This is a genomic window from Ruegeria sp. (assembly GCF_965243365.1).
Taxonomy (GTDB): Bacteria; Pseudomonadota; Alphaproteobacteria; order Rhodobacterales; family Rhodobacteraceae; genus Ruegeria.
This window is the reverse complement of the sequence record NZ_CBDEUW010000002.1, coordinates 1,993,855-2,009,062: the sequence shown is the minus strand read 5'-3', so window position 1 is coordinate 2,009,062 and position 15,208 is coordinate 1,993,855. Positions and strand designations below refer to the sequence as shown.

16 protein-coding genes are annotated in these 15,208 nt (G+C 57.0%); 6 read left to right on the top strand and 10 right to left on the bottom strand.

Annotated elements, in window-relative coordinates; genetic code table 11:
• Window positions 1–258 precede the first annotated feature (258 nt).
• A complete protein-coding gene (gene uvrB, locus ACP0GE_RS13630; protein ID WP_424832478.1) occupies window positions 259–2,445 on the top strand; it encodes an excinuclease ABC subunit UvrB in 2,187 nt (728 codons plus the stop codon).
• A 96-nt stretch (window positions 2,446–2,541) separates the two neighbouring features.
• Window positions 2,542–3,213, top strand: coding sequence for a hypothetical protein (locus ACP0GE_RS13625; RefSeq protein WP_424832477.1), 672 nt, complete (start codon window positions 2,542–2,544; stop codon window positions 3,211–3,213).
• Window positions 3,214–3,468: 255 nt separating this feature from the next.
• Here ACP0GE_RS13625 and ACP0GE_RS13620 read toward each other — a convergent pair whose 3' ends face one another.
• Together ACP0GE_RS13620 and ACP0GE_RS13615 are read right to left on the bottom strand one after the other, a co-directional pair.
• Window positions 3,469–3,759: an antibiotic biosynthesis monooxygenase family protein gene (locus ACP0GE_RS13620; protein WP_424832476.1), complete on the bottom strand. Its 291-nt coding sequence runs from the start codon at window positions 3,757–3,759 to the stop codon at window positions 3,469–3,471.
• Between the two features lie 300 nt (window positions 3,760–4,059).
• The gene (locus ACP0GE_RS13615; RefSeq protein ID WP_424832475.1) at window positions 4,060–4,389 is read right to left on the bottom strand and encodes an excalibur calcium-binding domain-containing protein; all 330 of its coding nucleotides are present in this window, start codon (window positions 4,387–4,389) and stop codon (window positions 4,060–4,062) included.
• Between the two features lie 238 nt (window positions 4,390–4,627).
• On the opposite strand from ACP0GE_RS13615, the gene ACP0GE_RS13610 reads away from it, so the two are divergent.
• Window positions 4,628–5,110 carry a HugZ family protein gene (locus tag ACP0GE_RS13610; protein ID WP_424832474.1) on the top strand — a complete coding sequence of 161 codons (483 nt, stop codon included), beginning with the start codon at window positions 4,628–4,630 and terminating at the stop codon, window positions 5,108–5,110.
• Window positions 5,111–5,119: 9 nt separating this feature from the next.
• Here ACP0GE_RS13610 and ACP0GE_RS13605 read toward each other — a convergent pair whose 3' ends face one another.
• Together ACP0GE_RS13605 and ACP0GE_RS13600 are read right to left on the bottom strand one after the other, a co-directional pair.
• Window positions 5,120–5,527 carry a universal stress protein gene (locus ACP0GE_RS13605; RefSeq protein WP_424832473.1) on the bottom strand — a complete coding sequence of 136 codons (408 nt, stop codon included), beginning with the start codon at window positions 5,525–5,527 and terminating at the stop codon, window positions 5,120–5,122.
• 66 nt (window positions 5,528–5,593) lie between these two features.
• Complete coding sequence (locus tag ACP0GE_RS13600; protein ID WP_424832472.1) at window positions 5,594–5,920, bottom strand: antibiotic biosynthesis monooxygenase family protein; 327 nt, start codon at window positions 5,918–5,920, stop codon at window positions 5,594–5,596.
• A 153-nt stretch (window positions 5,921–6,073) separates the two neighbouring features.
• Here ACP0GE_RS13600 and ACP0GE_RS13595 point away from each other — a divergent pair, with 153 nt between their 5' ends.
• Window positions 6,074–6,736 carry a hypothetical protein gene (locus ACP0GE_RS13595; protein WP_424832471.1) on the top strand — a complete coding sequence of 221 codons (663 nt, stop codon included), beginning with the start codon at window positions 6,074–6,076 and terminating at the stop codon, window positions 6,734–6,736.
• Between the two features lie 39 nt (window positions 6,737–6,775).
• Here the strand turns inward: ACP0GE_RS13595 and ACP0GE_RS13590 are convergent, their stop codons facing one another.
• The 3 genes from ACP0GE_RS13590 to ACP0GE_RS13580 all read right to left on the bottom strand — a co-directional run bounded on the left by ACP0GE_RS13590 (window position 6,776) and on the right by ACP0GE_RS13580 (window position 11,213).
• Window positions 6,776–9,061, bottom strand: a complete 2,286-nt coding sequence (locus ACP0GE_RS13590; protein WP_424832470.1) for a glycosyl hydrolase family 28-related protein — start codon at window positions 9,059–9,061, stop codon at window positions 6,776–6,778.
• 127 nt (window positions 9,062–9,188) lie between these two features.
• Window positions 9,189–9,590, bottom strand: a complete 402-nt coding sequence (locus tag ACP0GE_RS13585; protein WP_424832469.1) for a DUF4864 domain-containing protein — start codon at window positions 9,588–9,590, stop codon at window positions 9,189–9,191.
• 48 nt (window positions 9,591–9,638) lie between these two features.
• Window positions 9,639–11,213 (bottom strand): lysine--tRNA ligase, encoded by a 1,575-nt coding sequence (locus ACP0GE_RS13580; protein ID WP_424832468.1) that lies wholly within the window; start codon window positions 11,211–11,213, stop codon window positions 9,639–9,641.
• Between the two features lie 210 nt (window positions 11,214–11,423).
• Between ACP0GE_RS13580 and ACP0GE_RS13575 the strand changes: the two genes are divergently transcribed.
• Together ACP0GE_RS13575 and ACP0GE_RS13570 are read left to right on the top strand one after the other, a co-directional pair.
• Window positions 11,424–11,885, top strand: coding sequence for a hypothetical protein (locus tag ACP0GE_RS13575; protein ID WP_424832467.1), 462 nt, complete (start codon window positions 11,424–11,426; stop codon window positions 11,883–11,885).
• 121 nt (window positions 11,886–12,006) lie between these two features.
• Window positions 12,007–12,429, top strand: a complete 423-nt coding sequence (locus ACP0GE_RS13570; protein ID WP_424832466.1) for a tellurite resistance TerB family protein — start codon at window positions 12,007–12,009, stop codon at window positions 12,427–12,429.
• A gap of 2 nt (window positions 12,430–12,431) precedes the next feature.
• On the opposite strand, the gene dacB is transcribed toward ACP0GE_RS13570, so the two are convergent.
• The 3 genes from dacB to ACP0GE_RS13555 all read right to left on the bottom strand — a co-directional run bounded on the left by dacB (window position 12,432) and on the right by ACP0GE_RS13555 (window position 15,100).
• On the bottom strand, window positions 12,432–13,910 hold the full coding sequence (dacB, locus tag ACP0GE_RS13565; RefSeq protein WP_424832465.1) for a D-alanyl-D-alanine carboxypeptidase/D-alanyl-D-alanine endopeptidase: 1,479 nt from the start codon (window positions 13,908–13,910) through the stop codon (window positions 12,432–12,434).
• A gap of 66 nt (window positions 13,911–13,976) precedes the next feature.
• The gene (locus tag ACP0GE_RS13560) at window positions 13,977–14,597 is read right to left on the bottom strand and encodes a nicotinate-nucleotide adenylyltransferase (protein ID WP_424832464.1); all 621 of its coding nucleotides are present in this window, start codon (window positions 14,595–14,597) and stop codon (window positions 13,977–13,979) included.
• A 32-nt stretch (window positions 14,598–14,629) separates the two neighbouring features.
• On the bottom strand, window positions 14,630–15,100 hold the full coding sequence (locus ACP0GE_RS13555) for an MOSC domain-containing protein (protein WP_424832463.1): 471 nt from the start codon (window positions 15,098–15,100) through the stop codon (window positions 14,630–14,632).
• Window positions 15,101–15,208 lie beyond the last annotated feature (108 nt).

Genomic DNA, 15,208 nt, shown 5'->3' with positions numbered 1-15,208 from the left:
CGTACTCACTTGGCTGGGCTTGTTTATGCGTCAGAGCGCGCGCCGGGACAAGATGGCAATTGTCGCTTTTTCTAATGAAAGGCTGATGTCAGAAACTGTCATCAGTCTGGTATAGGTCAAGGACAAACCAATCATCAGGACACCGCAATGATCCACCGCTCATGCAGCCTCAGACCGCGTAATGGGAAATGAATCCGGATCAGCCCTTGCAGATGGACAAAATAAGAACAAATGTAGGGGCCTGACCCGGAGCCAGCCATGCCTTATGCCCATTCCGACAAGACGCAACTGACTGTTGATGACGTCCGCGCCCGCTTGAAACTGGAAGGCGGCAAGCGTTTTGTCATGCATACCGAATTCAACCCGGCGGGCGACCAGCCAACCGCGATCAAAGAGCTGGCGGGCGGGGTTCTGGACGGCGAACGCGATCAGGTTCTGCTGGGGGCGACCGGTACGGGCAAGACCTTCACCATGGCCAAGGTGATCGAGGAGACTCAGCGCCCGGCGATCATCCTTGCCCCCAACAAGACGCTGGCGGCGCAGCTATATGGGGAGTTCAAGGGCTTTTTCCCTGAGAATTCGGTCGAATACTTCGTCTCTTACTATGACTACTACCAGCCCGAGGCCTACGTACCGCGTTCGGACACGTACATAGAAAAAGAATCGCAGATCAACGAACAGATCGACCGGATGCGCCACTCGGCCACGCGGGCGCTGTTGGAACGCGATGACGTGATCATCGTGGCCTCGGTGTCCTGCATCTACGGTATTGGCTCGGTCGAAACCTACGGCGCGATGACGCAGGACCTGAAGGTCGGCAAAGACTACGACCAACGCCAGGTGATGGCCGATCTGGTCGCCCAGCAATACCGCCGTAATGATCAGGCGTTTCAGCGCGGTTCGTTTCGGGTACGCGGGGATTCCTTGGAAATCTGGCCCGCCCACCTTGAGGATCGCGCGTGGAAGTTCTCGTTCTTCGGTGAGGAGCTGGAAACCATCACCGAATTCGACCCCCTGACCGGCGAACGCGCCGCGACGATGGAACAGGTGCGCGTCTACGCGAACTCGCACTACGTGACGCCGAAGCCCACGATGCAGCAGGCGATCATCGGCATCAAAAAGGAACTGCGTATCCGGCTGGACCAACTGGTGGGCGAGGGCAAATTGCTGGAAGCCCAACGTCTGGAGCAGCGCACAAATTTCGATCTCGAAATGCTCGAGGCCACCGGCGTCTGCAACGGGATCGAGAACTACTCGCGCTATCTGACTGGTCGCGCACCGGGCGAACCGCCCCCAACCCTGTTCGAATTCATCCCCGACAACGCCATTGTCTTCGCCGATGAATCCCATGTCAGCGTCCCACAGATCGGCGGCATGTACCGGGGCGACTATCGGCGTAAGTTCACGCTGGCCGAACACGGGTTCCGCCTGCCGTCCTGCATGGATAACCGCCCCCTCAAGTTCGAGGAATGGGACGCCATGCGCCCGCAATCCGTCTTTGTCTCGGCAACCCCGGCGAAGTGGGAGATCGAACAGACCGGCGGTGTCTTCACCGAACAAGTCATCCGCCCCACCGGCCTTCTGGACCCCGAAGTCGAAATCCGACCCGTATCCATGCAGGTGGACGATCTACTGGACGAGGTGCGCAAGGTCGCGGCCAATGGCTTCCGCACGTTGGTCACCACTCTGACCAAACGCATGGCCGAGGACCTGACCGAATACCTGCACGAACAGGGCATCAAGGTCCGCTACATGCACTCCGACATCGACACGTTGGAACGCATCGAAATCCTGCGCGACCTTCGCTTAGGGGCCTTCGACGTGCTGGTCGGCATCAACCTGCTGCGCGAGGGGCTCGACATCCCCGAATGCGGTCTGGTCGCCATTCTGGACGCGGATAAGGAAGGCTTCCTGCGCTCGGAAACCTCGCTGATCCAGACCATCGGCCGCGCCGCGCGCAACGCCGATGGCCGCGTGATCATGTATGCCGACAAGATCACCGGCTCGATGGAGCGCGCGCTGAACGAAACCAACCGCCGCCGCGCCAAACAGCTCGCCTATAACGAAGAACACGGCATCACCCCCGAGACGGTGAAGAAAAACGTCGAGGACGTTCTGGCCGGTCTCTACGAAGGCGAAGTCGACATGAACCGCGTCACCGCCACCATCGACAAACCGATGCACGGCGCTAACCTCGAGGCCCATCTGGACGGCCTGCGCGAGCAAATGCGCAAAGCCGCCGAGAACCTGGAATTCGAAGAGGCCGCCAATATTCGGGATGAGATCAAACGTCTGGAAGCGGTCGATCTAGCCGTCGCCGACGACCCGATGGCGCGCCAATGGGCGGTCGAGAAAGCCTCGGAAGACGCGGTGAAAACGCGCGGGCGCTCAACGGCTGGCAGGCCGGGGCAGCGGGGTGGAAATGTGAAGAGAAGGAAGCGGTAAGCTTGTCTACTTGGTCAAAGTGAGAAATATCTCACCAAAAATGCATGGTCGGCGTATTAGCCTTGGTCAACATTGATTGACAAGAGATTAGGTAGAATGGTTTTTCTGGTTAGCATTGGTCTTATATTTTTATTCGTTGGCCTTTCAACGGTTTGGGTATGGCTCAGTGTTTTGATCGGGAAGCGAGAACCGACCTTCGTACGATCCACCTTTTTGCTCGCATCCGCGTTTTCAATTACCGCACTAGTGGTCTTTGGCGACCCGATAGGCGATCCCTTTTCGCATCTACTGACGTTGTTTTTGTGGCCATTCGTCTGGTTTTATGCGCTTCCACATATCCTTGCCGCAAACCTTAACTACTTTTTGGTAGTCGCCTTAGCATTCTTGACGGGAACATTTGTTCTGGCGCTCATGACCACAAGAATTACGCGAGTTTTAGTCATTTTTACAGGCTCTGTCTTGGCTGTGTTGGTTCCAGCTGCAATTGAGAGTTCAATTGTAATCGCTCAGATGAATTCTAAAGCCGAAGCATCGGGCTTAGTGATCGTTGATCAGTCTTCCTTTTTTAAGTCTGTCAGCGAAGGTTTTTCTGATTTTAAAAACCCTCATGGCTACGCTTGTGATGCGGACGATTGGCCTAGCCTATGGAGTTACAAACAACGAGATTGGATTCCATTGCCAATCAACACGCGTTTCGGTGGTGACAATCCAGAGCTAATCAAGATTTATTGCCAACAACGCCGGCGCTATTTGGGGCATAGTTCGTAAGGCAAGCGTAGACCGAGCTTCCGATCCATCCGGCGCGTCAGCCGACACTCCACCCTTGTAGCCCAGCGCTCCCTCCTCCACGTGTGAAATCAAAAATCGTAAGCCCAAACTACCGCCATAACGAACACCCTGCCAAGCCCGCATGAGGTCCAAAGCGCCATTCACCGGGTGCGCGGTGTCCGCGTGGTGCTGGCCGAGGATCTGGTGAAGCCTCCCATGCAATGAAATGGGGCGGGGAGACCCCCGCCCGAAACTCTATCCCTTATCCCAATGCGCAATCACATCGTACCCTGCTGGTGAGGGCGGGCCTTCCATGAACTCAGCGAAATGCCCCCACAGCTCGGCCACTTTGGGCGCGTTTGCGTTCGAGGTCTCTTCGCTCTCCACCACCGAGATCACATAGCCTGATCCATCCTCGTTCATCACGTTGGTAAAGCTGTGCATGCCGGGCATGCCCATGATTTCGGACTTCAATTCATTCATCTTCGCCGTCGCCGCCTCGCGCGAGCCGGGCTTCATTTTGTATTGGGTAATTCGTGAAAACATCTCTTTCCTCCCTCGTCTGGCGAAATTGCCAAGGGGCGGGACCAGAGCGGTCACGCCGCGCGCACTCTACCACGGCAGGTCGGAATCTCGCATTGATACCGGGAATTTGGCGCGATTTTCAACCACGCGCCTTACTGGAAGCGGGTAAGCGACACTTCAAGGTTGCAGCACAGCACCTGCGTGGTGCCGATTAGGGATTTTAGGCGATTCTACCGGCCATTTGGTCAGGTCGCTTTGGGCAACGCCAACCTGGTCCCAGATGACCTTCTGGCTGGCCAAGCCGCGGTTACCGACCTGCAATCACGGGCGCACGAACTTTGCGCCACCGACCTGACGCGGGGGCGCTGACGCGGGCTGACGCGCGGTGGTGCTACGGGTGTTTTTGTTTATGAAGGCACCGCAGGATACCCCATCGCCATCCGGGTCATTGCGCGCATGATACCCTGCTTCGCCCTTGCGGAACGGACCAAGGCCAATCGCTGTCGCAGCGTCGCACCCTGCCAGCGCCACAAGGTGAATCACGGCCTCGTCCCGGTCGTAATCAGTCACACGCAGAAACGTGCCGGTTGCGATTATGCCAATTGTCAGCGGCAAAAATAGAACCATCACAAGAATGCGGAGCGGCGACAATGCCTTTCTTCGAACGGCATCGGCCCGCCGGTGCCTGCGAGAGGTCCAGGCGCCTGGGCCCGGTTCATCGATTTGCGAGTCGTCATGCATGTTTCGGCCATACTTCCATTTTGTGGCAATCCCGAGGCCTGAGAGTGGCGCGGCAAAGAAAAACCGTTTTTGCCGCTTGCTTGCCTTGAAACATGCGAGCGTTGGCAACACGATAAGCACCGCCAAGGAAACAACCGTCGGAGGTTTCGTGACACAAAAAGATCCGTTTCGTCCGGTTGATGACTCAGCCCGCATCTTGGCCAGAGACCTCCTGAGCCACGCACATCATGCAGCGCTTGCCATTCTGCGGCCTGAAACCGCTACGCCCTCGGTCACCCGGATTGCACTTGCAACTGATGCGTTGTCTCGACCGATTTCGCTGATTTCAACGCTTGCAGAACATACGCGCGCGCTGCAGGCCAACCCGGCCTGTGCGCTGTTGATTGGGGAACCGGGTGATAAAGGCGATCCGCTGACCCACCCTCGGCTGACACTGCATTGCACGGCCCAATTGATTGATCGCGATTCCAAAGATCACGCGACCCTGCGTGACCTTTATCTGTCCAAACGGCCAAAAGCGCGGTTATACGCGGATTTCGCCGATTTCAGCTATGTTTGCTTCGATATCAGCAGCGGGCTGCTCAACGGCGGGTTTGGGAAAGCCTGGCGGTTGGCACCAGGCGATCTGTAAACCTCTGGATCAGCGCACCACATGCACAGCACATTTTGCGTGCCGCACGACATGGTTCGTTGTCGAGCCCAGAAGAAGATCCTGCATTCCCGGTCGATGGGACGCCATGACAATCAGATCAGGCTTGTTCGCATCCGTCCAATCCAGAATGGTGCGCCCGGAGTGTCCTTCGACAACAACGCCGCGTGCATTGGGAATCTGTGCCGCCAAATTATCCAGCTCGGTCTGAATGGCCTTACGCGCCTCGGTCAGGTACTCGGTTGGCATGTACGAGATCGCATAGTCCGGGATATGCTCGACCACGTGCAAAAGCGTGATCTTAGCTTCCGGTGTCGCCAGCAACTGCGCCAGCTTTAACGACGCCGAAGTATCCCGTTCAGCGTCAAAGGAAATTGGAACCAGAATGTTGTGATACATAATATGCACCTCTGTCATTGCGCAATCAGGCTGGCCCACAAGGGGGCTAGCCGACCTTGATCTAGGTCAGGATTCTCCAAATATTTCCGCGACATCATACATGACGGGCTCGAAACTCTTGCACAGTTCATTGATGCTGCGGTTGCGCTCGCGCATCTCGGGGGTGCGCAGCATCGCCAGAAAGTCCTCGCGCCGCTCCCATTGGGAGTAGTTTGCTATTCGTGTCTGCGCATCGTTGACATGCAGGCCCGCGGCAATGAAACCCGGTTGTTTCGAGATGAAAGACGCATAGGCGTCGGTCAACGCCTCCAGCAAATCCTGGCAGGTACCCGGAGTCATCTCGAATGTCGTAATGACGGTCTGGCTACTGCTGTTTTTTGAAATCTGCGGCATCTGGCTTCTCCTGTTTGGCTGAAACAAGCCTAGCACAGCTTTTGCAAACGCAACCCTTTCCAAAGAAAAACTTTGAAGCCACCACGCAAATTCTTTCAGATGCGTGAACAAGAAACTAACCAATCGTTAACCATGCTTGCTGATGCTGCCTGCATGAGTCGCCTGGTTTTGACCCTACTGTTGATCCTGACATGCGGTCCCGCTTGGCCCGGCGCTTGGCTACGCGAAAAAGGAACCGCGTTCACCGCCGCCTCTCTCACCGCGTTTCGGGAAGCAGACGGGGCCCATGACTACAAAACATCACTGTATTCCGAATGGGGAGCCCGCCCTCACCTAACCCTTGGTTTGGACGCTGAGGAACATCGGGACCTATATGGCCACGCCCTGCTCTTTGCCCGTTTCCCGCTGGCCGATTTTGGCAAGTCCGGGCGGTTTGCAGCTGAGGTTGGCGCAGGCGCCCATCACCGCGGGTTGCAGGCCTGGGCGATGTACAAAGCCGCCCTCTCATACGGTCGGGGTATTCAGACGGGCTGGGGTGGCGGTTGGATCGCAATCGACACGGCGTTGGAGTATCGAACCCACGAAGCCCTGATCCGCAAACTTGATTTCACGGCGGGTTTGTCGTCGGGGCGCCGCTTTGATCCGCTGCTACAGATCGAAACGTCCTACACTCCGGGCACTCCGTGGTATTGGAGCGCCCGACCTTCCGTCATGTATCGACCCAAATCGGGCAAAACAACCTGGGTACTTGGGTTTGAACGCAATGCGGCCCGCGACGGCACCGGGGTCAAGTTGGCGTTGTGGAGCACGTACTGAACCACCGGTCATCACATGGCCGCCACGGTTAAAACTCCATCAGTTCTCGACTCGCATGGTCGCCCAAACGGTGCCTTTCACAGATTCGGACCAACGCAGTGTGATGGCATCCTGCGCCGCACCCTGTCGAACATCAATATACGGAAAGGTAAAGCGGGTCGCGTTGAAAACATTCTGCAAAGGGCCCAACGGAACAACCGCATCACAGGCACGCGCCTTTCCTCCAAAAGGCAATTGTCCGGATGAATTGACGGTCCATGCCGTGGAAACCGAATTCTGCGAATGCCGGACTCTAAGCGGATTAGCGGTATGTGTCGTGATTCCGTGGAACGTGTTGTTCTCGAAGGTAACGTTCACATATCTTTCGTTATTGAGAGTGGCGAAGGTGGTATCCACACGTTCTGCACGATCAATATTACCGGCATTCGTTCGGAACTTGTTCCCGGTCACCGTCAACCCGTTCAGAAAATGACCGCTGCCATAGGGGCGGATAACAAAGTAGCTGAACCACGGCGCGACGTTGCTGCAATAGAAGATATTGTCCGTCACGCTCAGCGCGCTGAACGAATAGCCGCTGGTAAAGTCAGGCGACGGGTCACGTTCGTTGGTCCATTGGACAAAGCAGTTGTCCACATAATTCTCGGCAATCGACGAACTGTTATAACCGCCGATCATCACCAGCCCTGCATTGCGCACACCGTTGGGTACGCTATCGCCCTGGAAGAAATGATTGCCAAGAACGAGGTTGTTGTCCCCACCTAACACCGCAAAGTGATGGAACCGCGTGGCCCGGTTGTGGCGCAGCTTGACGTCATTATTGTTGGAGTTCAGCGCGATCGAGCTGCGTGCCGAAACGTCTATGTCCTCCTCCGACGACAGGAACTGACAACCGTCGATCAACATGCCCTGGCACCCCGATCCGATCGACGTAATCCCACGATCTTTTGGGCGGCTGACAAAACAGTTTTTCAACACAAAGGTATCGCCACTTGGCGCAAGACGAATGGCGCTGCACCGGCTGTTACACTGGAATTCGATATCTTCCATGTTGAATTTCTGAACAGCACTGAAGCCGCTGAAATCCAGCAGATATTTGAAGGATGTGAAGGTAAAACTCTGCGTGCCCGCAGCATCGTAGATTGGCGCATTCAGCGTGATCTCTCCCGCCACGTCATCCTTGGAACGCACATATATCTCGCGCCCAACGCCGCTTCCGGTGATCAAAGCACCGGTGGGAATGTTAACGACATTTGCAACATTCGTAAGCTTGTACGGGTCATTCGGATTGTAGGTGGCGACCGAAGTAAAAGTCTCGGTATCCCAGTCCGCGCTGTTTTTGACATCGAACTGGCCGTTGCGGACAACACGGCGCGTAAAATAGCCGGTGCGGTTGGGCACCGCCGACGCCATGTCAATCGGTCCGGTAACTGCGATTTTGCGCCCGCCCATATCCAGCGATTCATGGTCCGAGTTGTTCAACAGGGCCTGAAACGCCTTCTTGAAGCTCAGCGTTTCGTCACCGAAGGCCGAAATATACGTGGGCAGGTCAAAGCTTTTCGTCAGCAACAGCATCTTGTCATCCGGCATCGTCACCGTGCCGTCGAATTCAACCTCTGACGCCAGACTGGTATCCTGGCTCAACAGAAACGTCCCCTGCGGCACATAGATCTTGCGTCCGGTCGCAGCCTGGTCCGCAGCCTCAAACGCTGCCGAGTCGTCTGCAATGCCATCACCAACAGCGCCAAAGTCGCGCACATCGACAATGCCAATCATATCGCGCAGGAAAACCGCGGTTACATCGGCGATCTCGATATCATCGATGCGAACGACTGCTCCGTTCGTGCCCTCGATATCCAGCCCAAAATGGCCGTAAAGGGCGGTGGAACCCCAGGGCAGGTCTACCCCGTCCCGCCGTCCGGTGCCGACGATGGCCGTGATCTCGTGCACCGTGCCATATCCAGATAGCTGCGTTGCCGGCCCCTGCTCGACCACGCCTGCGACATGCACGTCACCTGCGCCACCGGCCCAACCTGCTATGCGAACAGATGGCAAGGGGCCGCTGATCGCCTTTACACGTGCTTTCACCTGAAGATAGCACCCAGGCAGCAGGGTCGTCTGACCCATGTATCGCAACTGCTGCGTCACGCTGGTTTTGAATACCTCAAGGCATCCGCCGAAATCCGCGTCGGCCGGTACGAAAACACCGGTTCCCGACCCGTCATATGTCGGCGAGCCGGGCGTTCCGTCGCCGCTGGACCAGACGCCCAGCCCATCCGCGAATGCAGGCGGCATGAACACGATACCGTCGGTGATTGCCTTGTTCATAGAAATCCCTTTCCCAATCGCGCCACGCGCGCCAAAACCCAATGCCTGGGAAGTTTCCCAGGCGCGAAGGTCTGAGTACCGAAAAGGGATTAACCGCCACTCATAGCACCGTGACGGAGGTGTTGCTTTAGGCAGAAGGGTCCGAGTTTCCCAGTAGCTGAACGCCGTTGATCTTCCAACCGTTCTCCTGCTGCACCATTTGATAGTCCAGTATGTGGATGCGACCACCACCGTCTGTAATCATGACTTTCTGCCACAATGCGCCAGAGATTTCCCGTAGCTCCAAAAACCGAACATCCGCTGGCCGCCACACCATGGGATAACCACGCCGAACCATGTCCCCAAAGTTTTCCGGGGTCTGAAACAGACGCTGGATATTGGGGCTGGCAAAGGTAAAGGCGGTAACGAAATCATCCGCTTTGAACGCCTGTATCTGCGCCGCGATATTCGCCTCGATCTCGGCGTTCTGCGCAAAAGCGCCCGAGACCAGTCCGACACTTAATGAAACGGCAAGCAATAGACGACGCATGGGGCTACCTCCTGATCGAAGGGTAGCCCCGCACGGGATCAGGTCAAATCAGACCAGCTCTCCGGCCAACGCCTTGTCGATCAGAGCGATTGTTTCTGACACGCCGTAAAGTGCGATGAAGCCGCCAAACCGAGGCCCCTGCGACGCGCCCAGCAACACCTCGTACAAAGCCGTAAACCAGCCCTTCATTGGATCGAACCGCTCGCGACCGATGGCATAGACCACCGATTGCAAAGCTTCGTCCTCGACCGGCCCGTCATAGGCTTCCAAGGCCGCTTTCAACGCCTCCAGCGCTTCACGCTCCTGATCGGTCGGCGCACGGTGTTGGCGCGTCGGCTTCACGAAGTCGTTGAAGTACCGCACCGCAAAACCCGCCGCCTGATCCAGATCAGGATGCGTCTCGGCTGTCGCCTCGGGCGCGTAGCGACGGATGAAGCCCCACAGTGTTTCCTTGTCCTCGGCCCCGGACACCGACGCCAGATTCAACAACATCGCAAAGGGGACGATCAACGTAGACACAGGCACATCGCCGCCGTGGATATGCCACACCGGGTTGTTCAGCTGCGCCTTCAGGTCCTGCCCCGGATAGGCCCGCAGCTGCTGATGATACTCATCATACGCCTTGGGGATCACATCGAAATGCATCCGCTTCGCCGTTTTAGGCTTCTGATACATGAAATAAGCCAGCGACTCGGTCGGTGCATAGGTCAGCCATTCATCAATTGACACACCATTGCCGGACGACTTTGAAATCTTCTGACCGTTCTCATCTAGGAACAACTCATACGAGAAATGCTCAGGCGCACGCCCTCCCAAAGCCCGACAAATCGCGTCATAGATCTTTTCGTTGGTGGCGTGCTCTTTGCCATACATCTCGAAATCAACGCCCAGCGCCGCCCAGCGCGCGCCGAAATCCGGCTTCCACTGGAGCTTGACGTGGCCACCGGTGACCGGAACGGTCCATTCCTTGCCGGTCTCATCATCAAAGGTCACGGTGTATGTTTCGGCGCAGACCTTTTTCATCGGCACATACATGACCCGCCCGCTTTCGGGGTGCAGGGGCAGGAAAATCGAATAGGTCTGCTGACGTTCCTCGCGCAGGCTTTTCAGCATGATCGCCATGATCTCGTCATACCGCTCAACTGCGCGCTTGAGCACTTCGTCAAACTGCCCGGATTCATAGAATTCCTTGGCCGAGTAAAACTCATACTCGAACCCAAAGGTATCCAGGAACCGCCGCAACATCGCATTGTTATACGCACCAAAGCTGTCATATTCGCCGAACGGATCAGGAACCGAGGTCAGCGGGCGCTGCAAATGCTGTTCCAGAATTTCCGGATTCGGCACGTTGGTCGGCACCTTGCGCATCCCGTCCAGATCGTCCGAAAAACAAATCAGCTTGGTCGGAATATCCGAAAGCGCCTCAAACGCGCGCTTGACCATCGTGGTCCGCGCGACCTCGCCAAAGGTGCCGATATGCGGCAGACCCGATGGTCCATAGCCCGTCTCGAACAGCACGAACCCTTTCTCCGGAGCGTTCTTCTGATAGCGTTTGAGCAACCGGCGCGCCTCTTCAAAAGGCCAGGCCTTGGACGACATCGCGGTTTCACGCAGTTCAGACATTGAGACACTCCATCGGGAAACGTGCCGATCACCCCATGCGACCGACCGACCCCTCCTATTGTGCAGGTGCAGTATGAGTCAACTGTACGAGGCCGATTTCACAACGCTGGTACAGCAAGAAACCTCCGCCTCATCACAATGGACCGCACCACAACGAAAAAGGGATTCCATTGTGCGCCAATCATGCGCTAACTCGACCGCATGTATCGAATGAAGCCCGGCATCAAAAAAGATCCTGAACGCCGTTGGGCGTTGCCCGACCGGGTATTCTTTGGAAACGGAGCCTGTCACATACTTGCGGGCGTTTATTTGCAGATTGAGCCGCTGCATGGGTTCTACGCAGAACGCATAATTCCTGGCGAAGGCTTCGCAGGAAACCACATCTATGTGACGAATGGCCGGATCGCATTCGACTACCACGGCTATAATATCCGAAACAAACTTCTTCGATATTATACAAATAACTGGGCGGGCGAGTATCCAGGAGGCTGGAACTGCGCACTGGAAAGGGTGCAGTTCGATCTACTCAGCACGCGGGAGCTCAACGCGCGAAAAATGCTTGGCCCTGACCAATACAAATATGATCCGGTCCAGCGCGTCCGGGATTATCTGACTCGTATTGACCACGCCGGGGCTGCCGCCAAAGCTTCGCAACACGCCAACCCTGGTTGATAATACAGCCATCGCGATGACAGGCGTTTTGGCTGGGTCCCGTCTCTTGAAAACAATATGTTGAACCTCACTGCACCCGCTCCTATCGTGCGGCAACAGACGTATCAATCAGGACGACCCCATGCCCGAACAAGCTCCACACCCGATGTCCCCGCAGGATTGCCTTGTGGCGATCATGGTTGCGATTTCGGCGTCCGACGAAACGATCCGAACCGCCGAACTGGTCAAGATCGAAGGTGCGGTCAACATGCTACCGGTTTTTGCCGGATATGACATCGACCGCACCCGACGAGTGTCACAGGTGGTGTTCGATCTGTTTGAACAAGAGGATGGGCTGGATGCTCTGTTCGGTCTGATCCGTGACAACCTGCCCGAGCGTTTGAACGAAACCGCCTATGCGTTGGCTTGCGATGTTGCAGCTGCAGACGGATCACTGGCCGAAACCGAGCTGCGCCTGCTGGAAGAAATTCGCTATGAGCTGAATATTGACCGACTGCATGCAGCCGCGATTGAACGCGGCGCACGCGCACGCCATACCGTTTGATTTTAGCTCCCGTAAAGCGCACCCCATCTCTCAATCAGAGCCCGTTGCAATTTGCGTGACCGACGGTTCCAGCTGCGCGCGCCGTCCGGACGCTCGCGCAACGCGCGCGGAATGGTGGCCCGGTGATCCACATCGGCCGTGAAGATGGCGAACGCAAATTCAGCGCCATCTGCGGTGGTCAGAAACCCGCCCAATCCCGAAACAAAGTTCAGCGTACCCGTTTTTGCATCTACCTTAATCGGATGGTTCTTGACCGGGCGCCCGTTGCTATCGGTCAACGCAAACGGCTTCAGCAAAGGACGCAGTTCCTTGGAATGACGCGCCGCGACCAACACCGCCACAAGGTCAGACGGGGCCATGCGAGAGGCATCGCCCAGCCCGGAATGATCGACCATGGCAATCCCGTCAACGCCAAAGGTCTCAGTCGCCCATCGGTTCATCTCGGCGGCGGAGTCCAAAAGACTATGAACCGGAACACCGCGCGCCTTGGATGCGGCCATTCCAACCATCTCAGCGGTCACATTCGTCGAATATTTCAGCATCCCGCGCAGAATACTGTCCAGCGGGTCGCTCTGATGGGTGGCCAACACAGTGCCTTTCGGCGTTTCGCGTGTCACCTGCACCCGACCCAGCACGATGCCGTTCACCCGCGCCAATGTCCTGAACACGTCACCCGCGTAAAGCGCGGGCTTGCGAACCGGTAGCCACCGCGCACCGCCCTTGCCCAAAGCACCTTTGGCGACAGTCCATCGATCCTGCCGCGCACTCGGTTGGTACGTGTAAATCGGCAGGCTGCGGTTTTCGATCTTCATCGACGCCATGTCCACCGCGGGTTTGTATTTCGCAGTACGGGCATCCATCGAAACGTTGTAACTGCTGCCTTCCTTTTTCCATTCGAAATGCACGCGGTTGAAGTTCAATGAAATTCCACTGATCGCCGGGCTGTACCCCAAATGATCCGGTTGCCCGGGATCGATGCTGTTCACGTATGGCAGCGCACCGTCATAGACCTTAAAGGCACCACGGACCTCGGTAATCCCTACCTTGCGCAAATTGGCAGCCAGCGTCGCCAAGTCATCCGTGTCCAGCAGGGGATCGCCCCCACCGACAAGCACCAGATCACCGTCAAGGATGCCATTCTCGATCGTCCCATCGGCCACCAAGGCCGTCTCAAACCGGTAGTCAGGGCCCAGCACATCCAGCGCAAAAAGCGCCGTCAGCGCCTTGGCGACGCTCGCAGGCGGCAGGCCCCGATCCCCTCCAAACACTTCCAAAGGAACACCAGTTTTCACATCCGCGACCGCAAAAACAACATCCCCGCTCAAATTGGCTGACTGAACAACCCGTTCAGCACCCGTCAGCTGCGCCCCACGAAGAACTGGCCGCAACGAGACCAGAGGGGCCTCGGCCAAGGTTGCAACAGGGATCACAGACGCGCCCAGCGCGGTCAGAAAGGTACGACGTGAAAAACGATCAGCCATGGGTCAATTACAATCCCAGAGATCTTTGGCGCACAACCACCGAAGTGGATAATGCATGGTAAGGAGCTATTCCGGCAACACCCCGTTTACCCAATCGCCCCGGGTGCGGATTTCCGTCGAACTGACATCCACCATCGGTACGTTCACAAAACACCACGCCGGGGCTGCTGCCTGCCCCAACAGATGCCGCGCCTGCCCGTCAATCCGATATTTGGCGTAAACACGGGCCGCCGGGGACATCCGGGCCGAAATTCGATCCCCCGGTCGTGCGACCACTCCAACCGGTACACTGTCCATGATCAACCGCCAATCCTGCCATTTATGGAACTGCGCCAGATTGTCGGCACCCATCAACCAGACAAATTTGACCTGTGGATACAATCGCCGCAACGCTGCAAGCGTATCGGCCGTGGCTCGCGTTCCAGCCAGCGCCTCAATATCCGTTACATCGACCCGAGGGTGTTGCATGACAGCCTGCGCCGCACGCAGCCGCCGCGACAACGGAGCCGGTCCATGTGCCTTCAAAGGATTGCCCGGCGACACCAGCCACCACACCCGATCCAACCCAAAAGCCTTCATCGCCTCAAGCGTGACATGCACATGCCCTTTATGCGGCGGATCAAATGACCCGCCGAACAGCCCGATAACCTGTCCGGGCCGCGCATATGGAATGCTACATCGCTCCATCCTTTGCTGTTGTTCAGAACTGAGGGGCGTTGTCAATCAACAGGTTGCACCACATCGCCCAGTCGGACCCGCCCCGGCCTGACCACCTCGGCGCACCAACCTCCATGCCCACGTACGGCAGAATAGCCACCTTTGCCCAACGCCTCCTCCATCCGGCTGCACGGCGCGCAAATCACGGTAAACCGCAAAACGGCCTCGCCCATCTGCACCTCACGGCCCTTAAGCGCCGCCAGATTGATCCCCGAAACCACCAAATTGCGCCTCAGGATTTCTGGCGAAACCGGTCCTTGCCCCAAATACGAGCCAATCGCCGAGAGATGTTCTTGCTGGATCAACGTCACCGCCCGCTTGCCCTCACGGCTGCGGTCACCGTCGACGCCGTCGGGCGTGATCATTGCGGTCGCCGCCGGGATCATACTGGCCCGCCGCTCTGGCCGCAGACCGATCCATTCAATCCGTCCCGGCTGCGCCCAACCCGCTATCAACTGTGCCAATTCCGACAATTTCTACCTCGCATTTATCCGCGCCAACCTAACTCGGGCTGTCTCGGTTCGAAATTCACAAAACCACCAGCTTGCCCCGCCCGCTCGCCTCGGATATCCAGCGTTTCA